Consider the following 13665-nt stretch of genomic DNA (forward strand, 5'->3'; position numbering starts at 1 on the left):
CCTCCCCTGCGCACGCCGGTGCGTACGCTTCACCTCTCCACGCTAGCCGCTCCGCGTCGCGAACGCATGGCCCGGTGACGGGCGCTTGATGTGGGTCAACGGCGGTCGGACGGTTGCTGACACGATGAAGTGGCGTCACGCCCGACGTGTGGCGACCAGGAGATGATCGAATGATATCCGTTCCCCCACTAGCCGCGAGCGCCCACCCCGAAGTGCATCTGAAGTCGCTGCTGGCCTACGCGGTGCTGGCCCCGTCCAGCCACAACTCGCAGCCGTGGCGCTTCATCGTCGACGGCCCCACGATCGCGGTCTGCGCGGATCGTGTACGTGCATTGCCCGTCATCGATCCGTTCGATCGCGAGCTGATCATCAGTTGCGGTGCGGCCCTGCTCAACCTGCGCGTCGCCCTCGATCACGCCGGGCTCGCCCACACGATCAGCACGTTTCCGTCCGACATCGATCCCGATCTGCTCGCGATGGTCCGGGTGTGCGACGACGGCTATTCCGACGCATCGCTCGGCGCGCTGTTCGATGCGATTCCGGAGCGCGTCACGACGCGCGCGCCGTTCGAATCGACGGCCGTGCCGGACGACCTTCAGCACGCGTTGATCGCGGCCGGTGTCGCGGAAGGCGCCGAGATCACCTGCGTCGACTCGATCGCGAATCGCGCACGGGTGGCCGAGCTGGTTGCGGAGGCCGACCAGCAGCAGTTCGCGGACCCGCGCTTCAGGCGCGAACTGGCGAGCTGGATCGATCCGCGCCGGCACACCGACGGCATGCCGGCGTTCGCGGCCGGCGTGCCGACGCTGCTGGATTTCGCGGCGCCCGTGGTGACGATGGCGGTACGGACCTTCGATCTCGGCAACGGGCTGGCCGCGCTGCATCACCAGCTCGTCGGCGCGTCGCCGCTGGTCGTATGCATCTCGACCGTGCGCGACGATCGCGACGCGTGGCTCGCCGCCGGACAGGCGCTGGAGCGCGTCCTGCTCGTCGCGACGCGCGCAGGCTATACCGCGTCGTACCTGAACCAGCCGATCGAGACGGCCGGGCTGCGCGCCCACCTGCGCCACATGCTCGGGCTGCACGGCGAACCGCAGTTGCTGCTGCGGGTCGGGCGCGGCCCGCAGACGCCGCACTCGCCGCGCCGCCCGCTCGACGAAGTCGTCTCGTGAGCGCGCCCCTGCGGCGTGATGCGGCCCTGCCGATCCCGATAAGGAAAACGACATGAACCTCCTGCGTAACGCCGCCTTCTGCGTGATCGCCGCGATGGCCCACCCGGCCACCGCGCAGACGGCCGTGCCCGAGCCGACCGATCTCGTCAACGCGCAGCACTGCATGTTCTGCCACACGTCCGACATGACGTTCCTCGGGCCGTCGTTCCACGACATCGCGCAGCGCTACCGCGGCGATCCGGCGGCCGCACCGGAACTGGAACGCAAGCTGCGCGTCGGCGGCCGCGTGCACTGGGGCGACACGCCGATGCCGTCCGCCGAGGATCGCGGCGGCCCGCTGTCCGCCGACGACGCGCACCAGCTCGTGCAGTGGGTGCTCAGCCAGTAACCGGCCCGCCGCCCGCTGCTCATGTCGACCGTCGTCAAGCGCGTTCCGGCCGGTACCGCACGCGGTGAAGTGCGCCGCCGTACTGCAGGCGGCCCGATGCCGGCGGACACGCGCGGCCGGCGCACCCGCACGCGGCCCGCTGCGGTCGTCGGCCACGACGGCGCCGGGCGCCGCCCGCGTCGCGCGTCGGCTCCCGCGCAACGCGCGAGCTGCACGCCCGCCGACGACGATGCCACCGTCCTGCAGCGCACGGGCATGCGCGGCATCCGGCTGCAACTCGACTACTGGAAGGCCGAGGAATGCCTGCAGAACGAACGCATCGGCCATGCCGTCGTGATCTACGGCAGCACGCGCATCGTTGCCCCTGCCGTTGCAAATGCGCGGCTGAACGAAGCCAATCGCCTGCTTGCGGCGCGTCCGCACGATGCGGGCCGGCGTCGCGCCGTCGCGGCGGCGAGCCGGCTCGTCGAGCACAGCGTGTATTACCGCGTCGCGCGCGAATTCGGGCGCATCGTCGGCCACGCCGACCGGTGCACGCGCACCGCGCGGCTCGCCATCGTCACCGGCGGCGGCCCCGGCATCATGGAGGCCGCGAATCGCGGCGCGTACGAGCGCGGCGCGCCGAGCATCGGCTTCAACATCGAGCTGCCGCGCGAACAGGCGCCGAATCCGTACATCACGCCCGATCTCTGCTTCCGGTTTCACTATTTCGCGATCCGCAAGCTGCACCTGCTCGAACGCGCGAAGGCGGCGGTATTTTTCCCCGGCGGCTACGGCACGTTCGACGAGCTGTTCGAAGTCCTGACGCTGCTGCAGACGCGCAAGATCCCGCCGCTGCCGGTGATCCTCGTCGGCGAAGCGTACTGGCGCCGCGCGGTGGACCTGGCCTTCCTCGTCGACGAAGGGATGATCGACCGCAGCGATCTCGACCTGTTCACGTACTGCGAATCCGCCCCCGACATCTGGCGCGCGATCGGCGGCTGGTATGCGCGGCGGCGCACGGCGCGGCCGGTGCGCCGCCGCACGACGCCGAAGCCGCGTGCCATGTAGGAATCTGCCGACGCCCGCCGAACGATTCCTACCGCAGCTTCGGAGCACGCCGATTGAATCGCGCCAGCGCGGCAACGATACTGAATTCATGGATCACGGCTGCGCGGCATCCGGGTTCCAGGCCATCAGGAGAGTCGTCATGTCACACGCTACCCCTCTTCCCGATCCGGGCGATCAGGCCGGCCGCACCGACGCAGCCGCGCTCGACACGCAGGCGCTCGTCGCCCTCGCACGCGACGCCGGCATGCTCGTGATCCTCGACGGCCAGATCGGGCGCGAGCGATACGAAAGCGTGACGGGATCGATCGCCACGCTGGCGCGCTTCGCGCAGGCGCTGCAACTGTCGGCGCTCAAGGCTGCCTGAAGCCACTTGAAGCCGCGCATCGCCGTGCCGCGCCGCCGGCATCCGGTGCAGCGGCAGCGGCGTTGCCGCCCGACGCAATGCCCCCTGTCGCCCTGCCGTTTCGCACGTCTGCCCGGGCTGGCCGCATCCCGGTGACCGTGCGCCGGGCGGCGCCGCCCCTCCCGCTCGCCCGGACGGCTCCCGGATGAAGCCGCCATGAACCGGCCCCTTTCCGCCCGCGTCGCCCACCTGTTCCCCGGCATCGCGCTGCTCGCGACCTACCGTCGCGCATGGCTCTCGCGCGATCTCTATGCGGGCATCGCGCTGTCGGCCGTGCTGGTGCCCGTCGGCATGAGCTATGCCGAGGCGGCCGGCCTGCCCGCCATCACGGGGCTCCATGCGTCGATCGCCGCGTTGCTCGCGTATGCGCTGCTCGGCCCGAGCCGGATCCTCGTCCTCGGCCCCGATTCGGCGCTGGCCGCGCTGATTGCCGGCGCCATCGCCCCGCTCGCCGGTCACGATCCGCAACGCGCGATCGCGCTCGCCGGCGCGCTGGCGCTGTCGGCCGGCACGATCTGCATCCTGCTCGGCGCGCTCCGCCTCGGCTTCGTCACCGATCTGCTGTCGCGCCCGATCCAGTACGGCTACCTGAACGGCATCGCCATTGCGCTCGCGATCGGCCGGTTGCCGGAACTGCTGGGCATGCCGGTATCGGGCGGCGACGTGTTCACCAGCGTGCCGCGCATCGCGCAGGCGCTCTCCGGACACCGGTTTTCCGTTGCCGCGAGCGCGCTGGGCATCGGTACGCTCGCCATCATTTTCCTGATGAAGCGCACGATGCCGCGTGCGCCCGGCGTGTTGATCGCGGTGCTGGCGGCAACCGCCGTCGCGCAGGTGCCGCCGTTGCACGGCGTGGCAACGATCGGCGCCCTGCCTGCCGGTGCGCCCGTGCCGCATCTGCCGGCCGTGTCCGGCGCCGACCTGGTCGCGCTTGCGTCCGGCGCGATCGCCGTCGCGCTGGTGTCGTTCGCCGACATCAGCATGCTGTCGCGCGCACTGTCCACTCGCGCCGGCGATACGCCGGACCGCAACCAGGAACTGCTCGCACTGGGTGCCGCCAATCTGCTGGCCGGCGTGATGCAAGGGTGCGCGGTCAGCAGCAGCGCCTCGCGTACGCCCGTCGCGATCGCCGCCGGCGCGCAGAGCCAGGTCACGAACCTGGTCGCGGCGGCCTGCATCGCGCTCCTGCTCGCCGCCGCCCCGGCGCTGCTGACCCTCGTGCCGCGCGCGGCGCTGGCCGCCGTCGTGATCTACGCGGCGTTCGGCATCGCGGACGTCCGCAACGTCGTGCGGCTGTACCGGATGCGCCGCGGCGAATGCCTGATTTCGGTGCTGTGCTTCGCCGGCGTGATCGGCATGGGCGTCGTGCCCGGCATCCTGCTCGCGAGCGCGCTGTCGCTGCTGTCGTTCGTGTGGCGCGCGTGGCATCCGTACGATGCGGTGCTGGGCCGGCTCGCCGGCGTGCGCGGCTATCACGACGTCGCGCGGCATCCGGACGCCGTGCTGATACCGGGGCTCCTGCTGTTCCGCTGGGACGCGCCGCTCTTCTACGCGAACGTCGAGATCTTCTGCGAGCATCTGCACGCGGCGATCGCGAAGTCCGCGCCACCGGTTGCGCGCGTCGTCATCGCGGCCGAGCCCGTCACCGATATCGACACCAGCGCCGCGGACCGGCTCGTGATGCTGGGCGAGGAACTCCGGGAACGGAAGATCGCGCTGAACTTCGCGGAAATGAAGGGCCCGGTGAAGGATCGCCTGCGCGCCTACGGGCTGTTCGACGCACTCGGCCCCGCCTGCTTCTTTCCGACCGTGACCGACGCCGTCGCGCATCATGTCGGGCGGCGACGCAGGCATGCGCGCGACGACGAACCGGTCCCGCGCGCCGCGCCGCCGCGTGCCACCCGTGATCGGTCGGACGGCTAGGCACGTCGATGTCGATGCACACGCGATGCGGCGCCGATTGCATCGCGTGGCGAACGGAACGCCGGCACCCGTGCGACACGCGCATGGGCGCCGCGACCTCAAACCGTGAACGTGTTCGACTTCCTCATCTCGATCCACGTCATCCCGGCGCGCAGCCCGTCGATCGCGGCTTCGCGCTCGGTGTCGTGGGTCCGGCTGTGCGCGAACGTACGCTCGCACGCGCCCTCCGGCGACACCAGCGTCACGTGGATCCTGCAACAGTAGCCGCCCGTTCCGGCGGCGATCGTCTCGATCGCCACCGACCAGTCCGCATCGCGTACCTCGCCTGACAGTGTCATTTGACTCCCCCTTCCGCGCGCACCGCGCATCCGGTTGCCGCTTGCCGGCGTTACTCCACGACCAGGTCGTCGACGACGGCGCGCACGCCGCGCGCCGACCATGCCGCCCCGCGCACGGCCTTGCGCTCGGAGAACGAGCCGACCTTGCCGGACAGCCGCACCGTGCCGTCGCGCACCTCGATCGCGATGTGCTTCGCCTCGCGCTCCGCATGGCGCATGATCGCGCGCTTGATGTTGCCGCCGATGTCGGCCGAGCCGATCGTCCCCTGCACCGCGATATGGTCGGTCACGCCGGTCACGCTGCGCATCTGCGAGATCGCCCGCACGGCCAGGTGGCTCTGGTACGCCCATTCGACCCTGCCGGACAGCGTGATCCAGCCGTGTTCGACCTGCACCTTCACCGCGTCGTCGTGCAGCCCGACCGTCCAGTGCAGCACCGAACGCACCGCGTTCGCGATGTCCTCGTCGGTGCGGACGTCGTCGTCCGGCAGATGCACGGTCATGTCGACGACGAGCGCCTTGACGCCGGCCACGCGGTTCGCCGCCCGCTCGATCGCCAGCTTCTCCGCATAGCTCGGCGGATGCCCCGAGAGCGTCACGATCCGGTTGACCACCTCGACACCGATACGTGTCGCGTCGATCGCCGGGTCGGACTCCAGTTCGTCCTGAACGTCCTGCTTCAACTGCTTGTCGGTCTTCATCGCCTGCACTCCTGTGAGCCGCGGCGCGCCAGTCCGCCGCACACCTCCAGATTTGCACACGCGCGGCCGGGGATCGCTGATGCAGGTCAACGGACGCCGCTCGACGCGCATCGCAGCCCGCCGGAGCACCGCTTGACGGAGGTCAAGCCGATGCGGCCCGGCCGTCTTATCGTGAGATCGCCGATGCGCGACGTTCCAGGCGAGCACGGCGATGCTCCAAGGAGACTCACATGACGGACCAGCAACTGTTGGCCTATTCGCCGGCGCCACCGGCACGGCCGGTATCGCCACAGGGCGAATCCCCGGCCTTCATCGACCTGCCGCATCCGGACCTCGACAGCGGCCCGCCCTTGATGACGGCACTCGCAGCCAGAATGAGCGCCCGCGAATTCGCCGCCACGCCGCTGCCGCCCGCGACGCTCGGCGCGATGCTGTGGGCCGCGGACGGCGTCAACCGGCCTGCCGGCGGCGGCCGCACGGCGCCGTCCGCACATGCGTTCAACGAAATCGACGTGTACGTCGCGCTGCCATGCGGCGTTTATCGCTATGACGCGCCCGCGCACCGGCTCGTGCTGAAACACGCGGTGGATGCCCGCAACCTCACGGGTTACCAGGACTTCGTCGGCCGCGCGCCGCTGGATCTCGTCTACGTCGTGCGCACCTCGGCGATCCTCGACATGCCGCCGCAACAACGCGACGTGTTCTCGGCGATCACGGCCGGCGCCATCGCGCAGAACGTGTCGCTCTACTGCGCGGCCGCCGGGCTCGGCACCGTCGTACGCGGCTGGATCAACCACCGCGCGCTTGCCGACGCGCTGCGGCTGAACGAGGACGAGCTCCCGATCCTCGCGCAGACGGTGGGCTACCGGGCCGGCGGCACGGGATCGCATGCGTGAGCGTTCGCGCGACCGCTTCAATAGAGACGGCGCGCGGATCGCTCCGCGCGCCGGCATCTCCCTTCGGACGACGCGTGCCCGCATCGCCTGCTGCCTGCCGTCCGATCAGCTGATCGACAGCTTCTTCTGCGCGACCGGCGCCTTCTTCGGTAGCGTCAACGACAGCACGCCGTCCTGGTAAGTCGCCGTTGCATTCGCGTCGTCGATCTCGCCCGACAGCGAGAACGAACGGCTGACCGCACCGCTGTAGCGCTCGCGCCGGATCACGCGTTCGCCCTCCTTCTGCTCCTTGTTGCGCTCGATCTTCGCGTTGATCGATACGGTGCTGCCCGTCACCTGGACGTCGATGTCGTCCTTGGCGACGCCCGGCAGTTCCGCGTTGACCTTGTATGCCTCGTCGCTTTCCGTCACGTCGATCTTCATCGAGGCCAGGTCGGGCCCGTCCGCAAGCGTCATTCCGCGCAGCGGCCTGAACAGCCCCTGAAACAGGTCGGCGACGGGTTCGATCGAAAACGGATCGTAACGCGTGACATTGCTCATGGTTCGTACTCCTTGAACGATAGACAAGCGGCCCGCGCGTTCGTCCCGCCCGCGCGACGCCATGATCAAGACCGGATTGGCGCGGCACCGTGTGCCGCACAACGGACGAACGATCATCAGGATTCCAGCGTAACTGCCCGTATCGGCACGCGCTTGATGCGCGTCAACGACTGCGGGCGCTCACGTGCAGAACCGGAAATAGCCGCTGTGAAGCAGGATCGGCCGGCCGCCCATTTCCTCGAGCAGGCAGCGTGCGGCGCGCTCGATCGCGGGACGGTGGCGGGCAAACGCCTCCACGAGATCCTGCTCGCGCGGCGACGCCGCGCGGAAGTGATCCTCCAGCGCTGCCGCGGTAATCGCGCAGCGCACGCGGTGGCCTTCGACCAGCGCCGGAAAAGTCAGTGCCGGATCCTGGCCGCAATACGTCGGATGTTCGGAAGGAAAGGAGATTTGCATGATGGTCACCTCGGCAGGTTGCGCACGGGCAAGCGCCGGCGGGCGGCGCTGCGGGCATGGCGGCCCTACGCCGCCGCGGCCGGTGCGGCGTCGCTGCCGCGCAAGAGCAGCACCGGGCAGCTCGATCCGCGCAGGAACCGTTCGGCGACGCTGCCGAGGAACAGCCGCCGGACTCCGCGCCGCCCGTGGGTGCCGACCACCGCGAGATCGATCGACCGCTCGGCAACGTAGCGCTGCAGCCGTTCGGCGATGCTCTCGCCAAGCTCGGTCTCGACGAGTTCCGTCTCGCCATTGACTGCCGCGTGCGCGATGGTTCGTTCCGCTTGTCGCAGGACCGACACGCCGTCGCGCCGGATCTCGGCGAGCAGTGCATCCGGGTCCATACGTCCGCCGAACGTGATCATCAGCGACTTGTCGACGACGAAAACGGCGAACAGGCGGGCCCCGCACGATCGCGCCACCTTCAAGCCCTCGTCGAGCGCGCGTTGCGATGAAGGACTGCCGTCCATGGCGACCATGATGTTCGTGTACATACCGACCTCGCTGGATGAACCGACGCGCCGGCGGCGTTCGGCATGGTTTTCATCATCGGCGTTCGCCGGAAGCGGGCGTTGACGGAGGTCAACGGTTCGGAGTCACGCGGAAACCGGCACGCGAGTGGCCGCGAGACGCCGGATCATCGCGGCACGACGGGCGCCGTCGGCGCATCGGACGAACGCGCCGGGCTCCCGTATGACCGGAAGCCCCGCTCGATGTCGAGGATCCTCGTCGCGCACGCGTCGTACCGCCAGCCCGGGCCGCCGTCGCTGGCGTACATGCCCTTGCACATCGCCTTGAGCCGGATCACCGAAGTGCCGCCCGACGTCGTACGGGAGGCCCACAGATACACTTCTCCGGCAAGAAACGGCGCCGCCGTTTCGATCGTGTCGGCATCGGCGCGCGTGATCCGGGTCGACGAATGCGCTTCGACGTAGCCACGTGCGAAGTGCCATGCGCGATCGCATTCGGCAGGCGTCGAACACTGCAGCACCGCGGCCTGGCGCGTCGCGAACAATTGCGTTTCCGTCGACCGGAAGGCCGTGCTCCGTTCCGCGCCGGCGCACGCGGCCAATGCAACGAGCACGCCGACCGCCCATAAACGTAGTTTCATCGCCGCTGCCCCGCAACGCATCGCATCGAGTTCCGCCCGCAACCGGGTGGCATGAACACGCTCGGCGCGAATCCGGCCGTGTCGCGGCCCACTCCCCGCATTCGGCACGCAGCCTCGTCCCGTATCGCGCAAGCGTTCGAATCGACTGTATTGCGCGCTCGAAGCGCGCGGATGATCTGCGTCAATCACCCGCCTGTGCGGTGCGAACCACTCGCACCGCACAGACCGCCGATGGTGTGGACGCGACGGCGTTGCGCCGACGCCGGCCAGTGCCGGCTCGCGGAGCCGCGTGCGGGACGCGCGAGCGCGACAGGCTTGACGCGCATCAAGCCGGAACGGGCGCCGGTCGGCTGCAATAGGGGTCGTCGCACGCGTCACGTTGGGCCTGCCGGCCCGATTCCGCGACATCGAGCAGACGGGCACGGAGCCGTTCCCGTTCGACGACCACCCGCGGGCGCCGCCGCATGCGCCCCGCCACCGATCCGTACGCCATGCCCCGAACGCCACGCCTGCCGTTCAAGTCGAGCCGCGGAGCCGCACGACGCGAGACCGAGCAATTCGATCGCGCATTGCGCCGGCCCGCCAACTATCCCCATCCCGCCGGCCGGATCGAACGGATCGAAACGCACCTGTCCGTCGTGTATCTGGCAGGGCGTTATGCGTACAAGCGCATCAAGCCCGTCCGCTTCGCGTTCGTCGACCTCGTGCGCCCCGCGCAGCGGCGCCGCTGCGCGCTTGCCGAATGCACGCTCAACCGGCCGTTCGCCGGCCCGCTGTACCTGGGCGTCTGGCCGCTCGTCGCGCAGGGCCGGCGCAGTGCATTCGGCCCGCCCGTGGCGACCGCCGCGCGCCGGCGCCGACACGCCGCGGTGCCGGGCGAGCACGTGGTGCGCATGCGCCGGTTCGATGCGACTGCGATGCTGTCGGCACGCAGCGCATCGCACGACGTGGGCCTGACGGATGCGGACGCACTCGCGGTGACGCTGGCTCGCCATCACCTTCACGCGCCCCGCCACGCGCCGCGCGGCCGCCCGGGCAGCGCGGCCGGTGTCGCCGCGCAATGCCGGCCGTTGTGCGACACGCTCGACGTCACCGTGCCCGGAGAAGCCGCACTGCGCCGCTGGTACGAGTCCGAGCTGGCCCGCATCGCACCGCTGCTCGCCGAGCGGCATGCGCACGGCTTCGTGCGCGCGTGCCACGGCGACCTGCATCTCGACAACGTCGTGCGCTGGCGCAACCGCATCCTGATGTTCGACTGCATCGAATTCGACGACTCGCTGCGCTGGATCGACGTGGCGAGCGATCTCGCGTTTGCGCTGATGGATTATTCCGCCCGCGGGCGAGCCGACTGCGCCCACCGCCTCCTGTCCGGATGGCTCGCCCGCACGGGCGACCATGCGGCGCTGGGCGTGCTGCCGTGCTACTTCGTCTATCGCGCGCTGGTGCGGGCGATGACCGCGCGGCTGCGCGGCGACGAAGCGGCGCGCGGCCGCTATCTGCGCGTCGCGTCGGATATGGCGCAGACGCGGCGCGATGCGCAACCCGTGCTGCTTCTGTGCCGCGGCTTGTCCGGCTCGGGCAAGTCGGTGGCCAGCCGCGCGCTGGCGGAACAGATCGGCGCGATCCGGCTGTCCAGCGATGTCGAGCGCAAGCGCGACGCCTGCGCGCCGGAGCACACCCGGCTGCCCGCCGCCGCGTACTCGGATACGGCAATCGACGCGACCTACGACAGGCTCCGTGAGCAGGCCGGCGTGGTCCTCGCCAGCGGCTACACGGCGATCGTCGACGCGACGTTCCTGCGCCGGCACAACCGGACGGCCTTCATCGCGCTCGCCGCGCAGCTCGGCGTGCGCGTCGCGATTCTCGACTTCAGCGCGAGCCCGGCGACGCTCGCCGCGCGTGTCGCGGCCCGGGCCGCCCTCGGGCGCGATGCGTCCGACGCCGACACTGCCGTACTGGCCACGCAGATCGCGCATGCCGAGCCGCTGGACGGCTCCGAGGCCGCGATCGCGATCCGGTTCGAGACGGAATGCGATGTCGCGGCATACGATGACCGTGCATTCTGGGCGCCGTTGTTCACCGCGTGCGCCCCGCCGCCGCCGTTGCCATGACCCGCGCCTCGACGCTCGCGAACCCGGCCGTATTCGTCGCGGACACGGGCGGCTGGCCGGCGGCGTCGCGCAGCTCGCCTCGACAGTGCGGTTCCGGACATCGCAGCGGCGATGCCGCCTTCACGGCCGCGCTCGCGCACGCGCCGTGCTCATCCCCGCTGCTTTTCCTCGAAATACGGCTGGCGTGCCGCGACGAGACGCAACTCGTCGAGCAGACCCGCAGCCGCGCGAAGCAGATCGTCGAGTGAAACGATCCCGATCAGTTCGCCGTCGTCGCCGACAACCGGCAATCGGCGCACAGCGTGCTGGCGCATCCGCTTCGCAAGCAGCCAGATGTCGTCATCGGCGTGCGCGATTGCGACGGGTGCCGACATCACGTCGCCGACGAACAGCGACGCGGGCTGCGCATCGGGGCCGACCACGGCGAGCACGATGTCCCGATCGGTCAGCATGCCGACCGGCTCGCATCGCCCTTCCCGTTCACGTACGACGACCAGGTCGCCAGCATGCGCGTCGCGCATCCTGGCGGCCGCTTCGACGACGCTCATCCGCGTGGAACACGTGGCGACATCGCGGGTGCAAAGCATGGCGGCATTCATGGTCGTTCTCCCGGCCGGGAGTGAAACGGGTCATCGGCAGGCGACGCGCCCCGGCCTCGTTGCGACGACCGCCTGTTCGCCCCCGATGACAACCGTGCAAATCCGGTTCCGTTGCCGGCAACCGATGCAGGTCAGCGCAGCGCGCCGGACGGCACGCCGCGCGAAACGGGGGCGCTGGCCGTCCGGCGTGCGCTCGCGAAGCCTGTGTCGTCATCACGGTCGAAGCGATCGCACTCGGCGAGACGCGACACGATCTGGCAGCCGTCGTCCGACAGGCGGACGGGCGCCTCCGCAAGCGGCGCGGCATCGAGCCGGACGAGACCGCGATCGGCCAGGCAGCGAAGGTCGGCGGGATCGCCTTGCTGGCGTCGCGGCTCGCTTGCAAGCACCATCAGGATCGCGATCTCGTGCGGACTCAGCAGACGGTCGCCGCCGGCTTCAGGCGGCTGCGCCGGGTATCGCGCGACAGGCAGCGCGCTCAGCGTGCCTGCTTCGGCGCGGGTGACGATCGGGTGGACAGGCGTGTCCTCGAAGCAGGAAAGCATGACGGTGTCCGTATCATGAACGTGACGACGCAAACGGCACGGAACATGCCGGCTTCGATGACGGCCGGCATGCATGAACACCCATCTTCGCGCTTCGCGGGACGCTCCACCTTGACGCACATCATCGAGCGCGTGCGGGCACGCGAATCAGCCGTCGATTCGCCTGACGAAAATCGGCGTCGCGCCCCGCCGCTCACTCGAACCGGCAAGCCGCGCGCGGCAACGCCGAGAGCGTGTCGCTCGACAGTTTCAGAATGCCGTCGAAATTGGCCTGGTTGTCCGCCGGGCAGAAATCCGCGAGCTTCATGCCGTCCGGGCGCGTGTACTCGACATTGAACACGGCCTTGTTCAGCGCGACGAAGCTCGCGTAGTCGCCGCACTCGTGGAACCTGTTGCATTGCTCGTTGAGCGCCCAGTCGGCCACTTTCGCCATCGCGACGGCGATACCCGAGCCGTTCTTCAGGCCCATCGACATCCCGCGATCGTGCGCGGCGGCGATCAGCGCCGTGTTGTACCGCAGCTGGTCGTCGCGCGTCAGCGGAAAGCCCGTTTCCTGGCGATAGCTGTCGTCGAGGTCCGGCTCGATGCCGTCGCAACCCTTCTTCTTCGCCTGGTCGAGCCGCGCCAGCATCAGGGGCATCAGGATCGCGGTCTGGCGAATGTCCAGCCAGCGCTCGTGATCCTCGTATCCTTCGACGGGGTTGCCGAGCACGCTGTCCGGAAACTTGCCGGCGTCGCCACGCGTGTCCTCCCGCCCGCCCACCTCCATGTAGCAGACGACATAGATGCCCTTCGCCTTCAGGCGCTGGATCGTGCCGGCATCGGTCAGCTCCATGTCGACGTCGAACATCTTGCGCGGGTTGTTCACGCCGTCCAGCACCGTCTCGTTGATGCGGTTGCCGTCGATCTGCCATTGCCAGCTCGTGCCGGGTACGAGCGGTTTCCACGTGGCGACCTGCGACGCACGCGCCGAGGCGGCAGCGAACGCGCTGCCGGGCAAGGACGAATCGGAGTCGCCGCCGCATGCCGCGAGCAGCAGCATCAGCACGAATGAAGCGAACGATCTTGCGGACATGGCGAATCCTTTGCTCTGTTGGCGGCTTGTCAGGATGCGGCGGTGCGAGGAGGACGCGGGCAGCGCGATGCCGCGACCGATGCGGCATCGGTACGGGAATGCGCGAGATACGTGCGGATGGTAGGCGGGAACACCCCGCCCATCTGTTCCGATTTGTCGAATTTTGTCGTCACGGCGGCCGCGATCCTGCGGTTCAGCGCGCATTCGGGCGGCAACGGCCGTTCAACGCCTGCACTCGGCGATGCCGCCGGTAGCCGATCGCGAGAGCCGGAAACCATGCGAAACTTCGTCGCCATGACACGGGCGCCCGCATGGTCT

Annotated in this window: 17 protein-coding genes; 7 read left to right on the forward strand and 10 right to left on the reverse strand. The window is 69.6% G+C overall.

What is annotated here, in order from left to right; all coding sequences use genetic code 11:
* The first annotated feature begins 170 nt into the window (after positions 1–170).
* The 5 genes from LXE91_RS37490 to LXE91_RS37510 all read left to right on the forward strand — a co-directional run bounded on the left by LXE91_RS37490 (position 171) and on the right by LXE91_RS37510 (position 4936).
* Positions 171–1172, forward strand: a complete 1002-nt coding sequence (locus LXE91_RS37490; protein ID WP_039353440.1) for an Acg family FMN-binding oxidoreductase — start codon at positions 171–173, stop codon at positions 1170–1172.
* A 52-nt stretch (positions 1173–1224) separates the two neighbouring features.
* Positions 1225–1560, forward strand: coding sequence for a c-type cytochrome (locus tag LXE91_RS37495; protein ID WP_039353442.1), 336 nt, complete (start codon positions 1225–1227; stop codon positions 1558–1560).
* Positions 1561–1581: 21 nt separating this feature from the next.
* On the forward strand, positions 1582–2610 hold the full coding sequence (locus LXE91_RS37500; protein ID WP_039353444.1) for an LOG family protein: 1029 nt from the start codon (positions 1582–1584) through the stop codon (positions 2608–2610).
* 139 nt (positions 2611–2749) lie between these two features.
* Complete coding sequence (locus tag LXE91_RS37505) at positions 2750–2974, forward strand: hypothetical protein (protein WP_039353447.1); 225 nt, start codon at positions 2750–2752, stop codon at positions 2972–2974.
* A gap of 195 nt (positions 2975–3169) precedes the next feature.
* On the forward strand, positions 3170–4936 hold the full coding sequence (locus tag LXE91_RS37510) for a SulP family inorganic anion transporter (protein WP_039353450.1): 1767 nt from the start codon (positions 3170–3172) through the stop codon (positions 4934–4936).
* 98 nt (positions 4937–5034) lie between these two features.
* Here the strand turns inward: LXE91_RS37510 and LXE91_RS37515 are convergent, their stop codons facing one another.
* Together LXE91_RS37515 and LXE91_RS37520 are read right to left on the reverse strand one after the other, a co-directional pair.
* Complete coding sequence (locus LXE91_RS37515) at positions 5035–5274, reverse strand: hypothetical protein (RefSeq protein ID WP_039353453.1); 240 nt, start codon at positions 5272–5274, stop codon at positions 5035–5037.
* Positions 5275–5324: 50 nt separating this feature from the next.
* Positions 5325–5975 carry a BON domain-containing protein gene (locus LXE91_RS37520; protein WP_039353456.1) on the reverse strand — a complete coding sequence of 217 codons (651 nt, stop codon included), beginning with the start codon at positions 5973–5975 and terminating at the stop codon, positions 5325–5327.
* 230 nt (positions 5976–6205) lie between these two features.
* On the opposite strand from LXE91_RS37520, the gene LXE91_RS37525 reads away from it, so the two are divergent.
* Complete coding sequence (locus LXE91_RS37525; protein ID WP_039353460.1) at positions 6206–6871, forward strand: nitroreductase family protein; 666 nt, start codon at positions 6206–6208, stop codon at positions 6869–6871.
* 105 nt (positions 6872–6976) lie between these two features.
* Here the strand turns inward: LXE91_RS37525 and LXE91_RS37530 are convergent, their stop codons facing one another.
* The 4 genes from LXE91_RS37530 to LXE91_RS37545 all read right to left on the reverse strand — a co-directional run bounded on the left by LXE91_RS37530 (position 6977) and on the right by LXE91_RS37545 (position 9017).
* Positions 6977–7411, reverse strand: coding sequence for an Hsp20/alpha crystallin family protein (locus LXE91_RS37530; RefSeq protein ID WP_039356212.1), 435 nt, complete (start codon positions 7409–7411; stop codon positions 6977–6979).
* A 180-nt stretch (positions 7412–7591) separates the two neighbouring features.
* Entirely contained in the window at positions 7592–7867 is a 276-nt protein-coding gene (locus LXE91_RS37535) for a DUF1488 family protein (RefSeq protein ID WP_039356253.1), read from the reverse strand.
* Between the two features lie 65 nt (positions 7868–7932).
* On the reverse strand, positions 7933–8400 hold the full coding sequence (locus LXE91_RS37540) for a universal stress protein (RefSeq protein WP_039356210.1): 468 nt from the start codon (positions 8398–8400) through the stop codon (positions 7933–7935).
* 143 nt (positions 8401–8543) lie between these two features.
* Positions 8544–9017, reverse strand: coding sequence for a hypothetical protein (locus LXE91_RS37545; protein WP_046196884.1), 474 nt, complete (start codon positions 9015–9017; stop codon positions 8544–8546).
* Positions 9018–9508: 491 nt separating this feature from the next.
* On the opposite strand from LXE91_RS37545, the gene LXE91_RS37550 reads away from it, so the two are divergent.
* Positions 9509–11128, forward strand: coding sequence for a bifunctional aminoglycoside phosphotransferase/ATP-binding protein (locus tag LXE91_RS37550; RefSeq protein WP_039356250.1), 1620 nt, complete (start codon positions 9509–9511; stop codon positions 11126–11128).
* 149 nt (positions 11129–11277) lie between these two features.
* On the opposite strand, the gene LXE91_RS37555 is transcribed toward LXE91_RS37550, so the two are convergent.
* The 4 genes from LXE91_RS37555 to LXE91_RS37570 all read right to left on the reverse strand — a co-directional run bounded on the left by LXE91_RS37555 (position 11278) and on the right by LXE91_RS37570 (position 13643).
* A complete protein-coding gene (locus tag LXE91_RS37555; protein ID WP_039356207.1) occupies positions 11278–11727 on the reverse strand; it encodes a CBS domain-containing protein in 450 nt (149 codons plus the stop codon).
* A 131-nt stretch (positions 11728–11858) separates the two neighbouring features.
* The gene (locus LXE91_RS37560) at positions 11859–12272 is read right to left on the reverse strand and encodes a hypothetical protein (protein ID WP_063779157.1); all 414 of its coding nucleotides are present in this window, start codon (positions 12270–12272) and stop codon (positions 11859–11861) included.
* A 193-nt stretch (positions 12273–12465) separates the two neighbouring features.
* Complete coding sequence (locus LXE91_RS37565) at positions 12466–13347, reverse strand: endo alpha-1,4 polygalactosaminidase (RefSeq protein ID WP_052760072.1); 882 nt, start codon at positions 13345–13347, stop codon at positions 12466–12468.
* A 29-nt stretch (positions 13348–13376) separates the two neighbouring features.
* Positions 13377–13643, reverse strand: a complete 267-nt coding sequence (locus LXE91_RS37570) for a hypothetical protein (protein WP_046543614.1) — start codon at positions 13641–13643, stop codon at positions 13377–13379.
* Positions 13644–13665 lie beyond the last annotated feature (22 nt).

Origin of the sequence: Burkholderia contaminans (assembly GCF_029633825.1) — a bacterium.
In the GTDB taxonomy this organism is placed as follows: Bacteria; Pseudomonadota; Gammaproteobacteria; order Burkholderiales; family Burkholderiaceae; genus Burkholderia; species Burkholderia contaminans.

Coding starts and splice junctions, on each gene's coding strand:
- LXE91_RS37570 (WP_046543614.1), bottom strand. CDS start 13,643: ATGGCGACGAAGTTTCGCATGGTTTCCGGCTCTCGCGATCGGCTACCG.
- LXE91_RS37545 (WP_046196884.1), bottom strand. CDS start 9,017: ATGAAACTACGTTTATGGGCGGTCGGCGTGCTCGTTGCATTGGCCGCG.
- LXE91_RS37520 (WP_039353456.1), bottom strand. CDS start 5,975: ATGAAGACCGACAAGCAGTTGAAGCAGGACGTTCAGGACGAACTGGAG.
- LXE91_RS37540 (WP_039356210.1), bottom strand. CDS start 8,400: ATGTACACGAACATCATGGTCGCCATGGACGGCAGTCCTTCATCGCAA.
- LXE91_RS37510 (WP_039353450.1), top strand. CDS start 3,170: ATGAACCGGCCCCTTTCCGCCCGCGTCGCCCACCTGTTCCCCGGCATC.
- LXE91_RS37555 (WP_039356207.1), bottom strand. CDS start 11,727: ATGAATGCCGCCATGCTTTGCACCCGCGATGTCGCCACGTGTTCCACG.
- LXE91_RS37535 (WP_039356253.1), bottom strand. CDS start 7,867: ATGCAAATCTCCTTTCCTTCCGAACATCCGACGTATTGCGGCCAGGAT.
- LXE91_RS37565 (WP_052760072.1), bottom strand. CDS start 13,347: ATGTCCGCAAGATCGTTCGCTTCATTCGTGCTGATGCTGCTGCTCGCG.
- LXE91_RS37490 (WP_039353440.1), top strand. CDS start 171: ATGATATCCGTTCCCCCACTAGCCGCGAGCGCCCACCCCGAAGTGCAT.
- LXE91_RS37500 (WP_039353444.1), top strand. CDS start 1,582: ATGTCGACCGTCGTCAAGCGCGTTCCGGCCGGTACCGCACGCGGTGAA.
- LXE91_RS37550 (WP_039356250.1), top strand. CDS start 9,509: ATGCCCCGAACGCCACGCCTGCCGTTCAAGTCGAGCCGCGGAGCCGCA.
- LXE91_RS37525 (WP_039353460.1), top strand. CDS start 6,206: ATGACGGACCAGCAACTGTTGGCCTATTCGCCGGCGCCACCGGCACGG.
- LXE91_RS37560 (WP_063779157.1), bottom strand. CDS start 12,272: ATGCTTTCCTGCTTCGAGGACACGCCTGTCCACCCGATCGTCACCCGC.
- LXE91_RS37495 (WP_039353442.1), top strand. CDS start 1,225: ATGAACCTCCTGCGTAACGCCGCCTTCTGCGTGATCGCCGCGATGGCC.
- LXE91_RS37505 (WP_039353447.1), top strand. CDS start 2,750: ATGTCACACGCTACCCCTCTTCCCGATCCGGGCGATCAGGCCGGCCGC.
- LXE91_RS37530 (WP_039356212.1), bottom strand. CDS start 7,411: ATGAGCAATGTCACGCGTTACGATCCGTTTTCGATCGAACCCGTCGCC.
- LXE91_RS37515 (WP_039353453.1), bottom strand. CDS start 5,274: ATGACACTGTCAGGCGAGGTACGCGATGCGGACTGGTCGGTGGCGATC.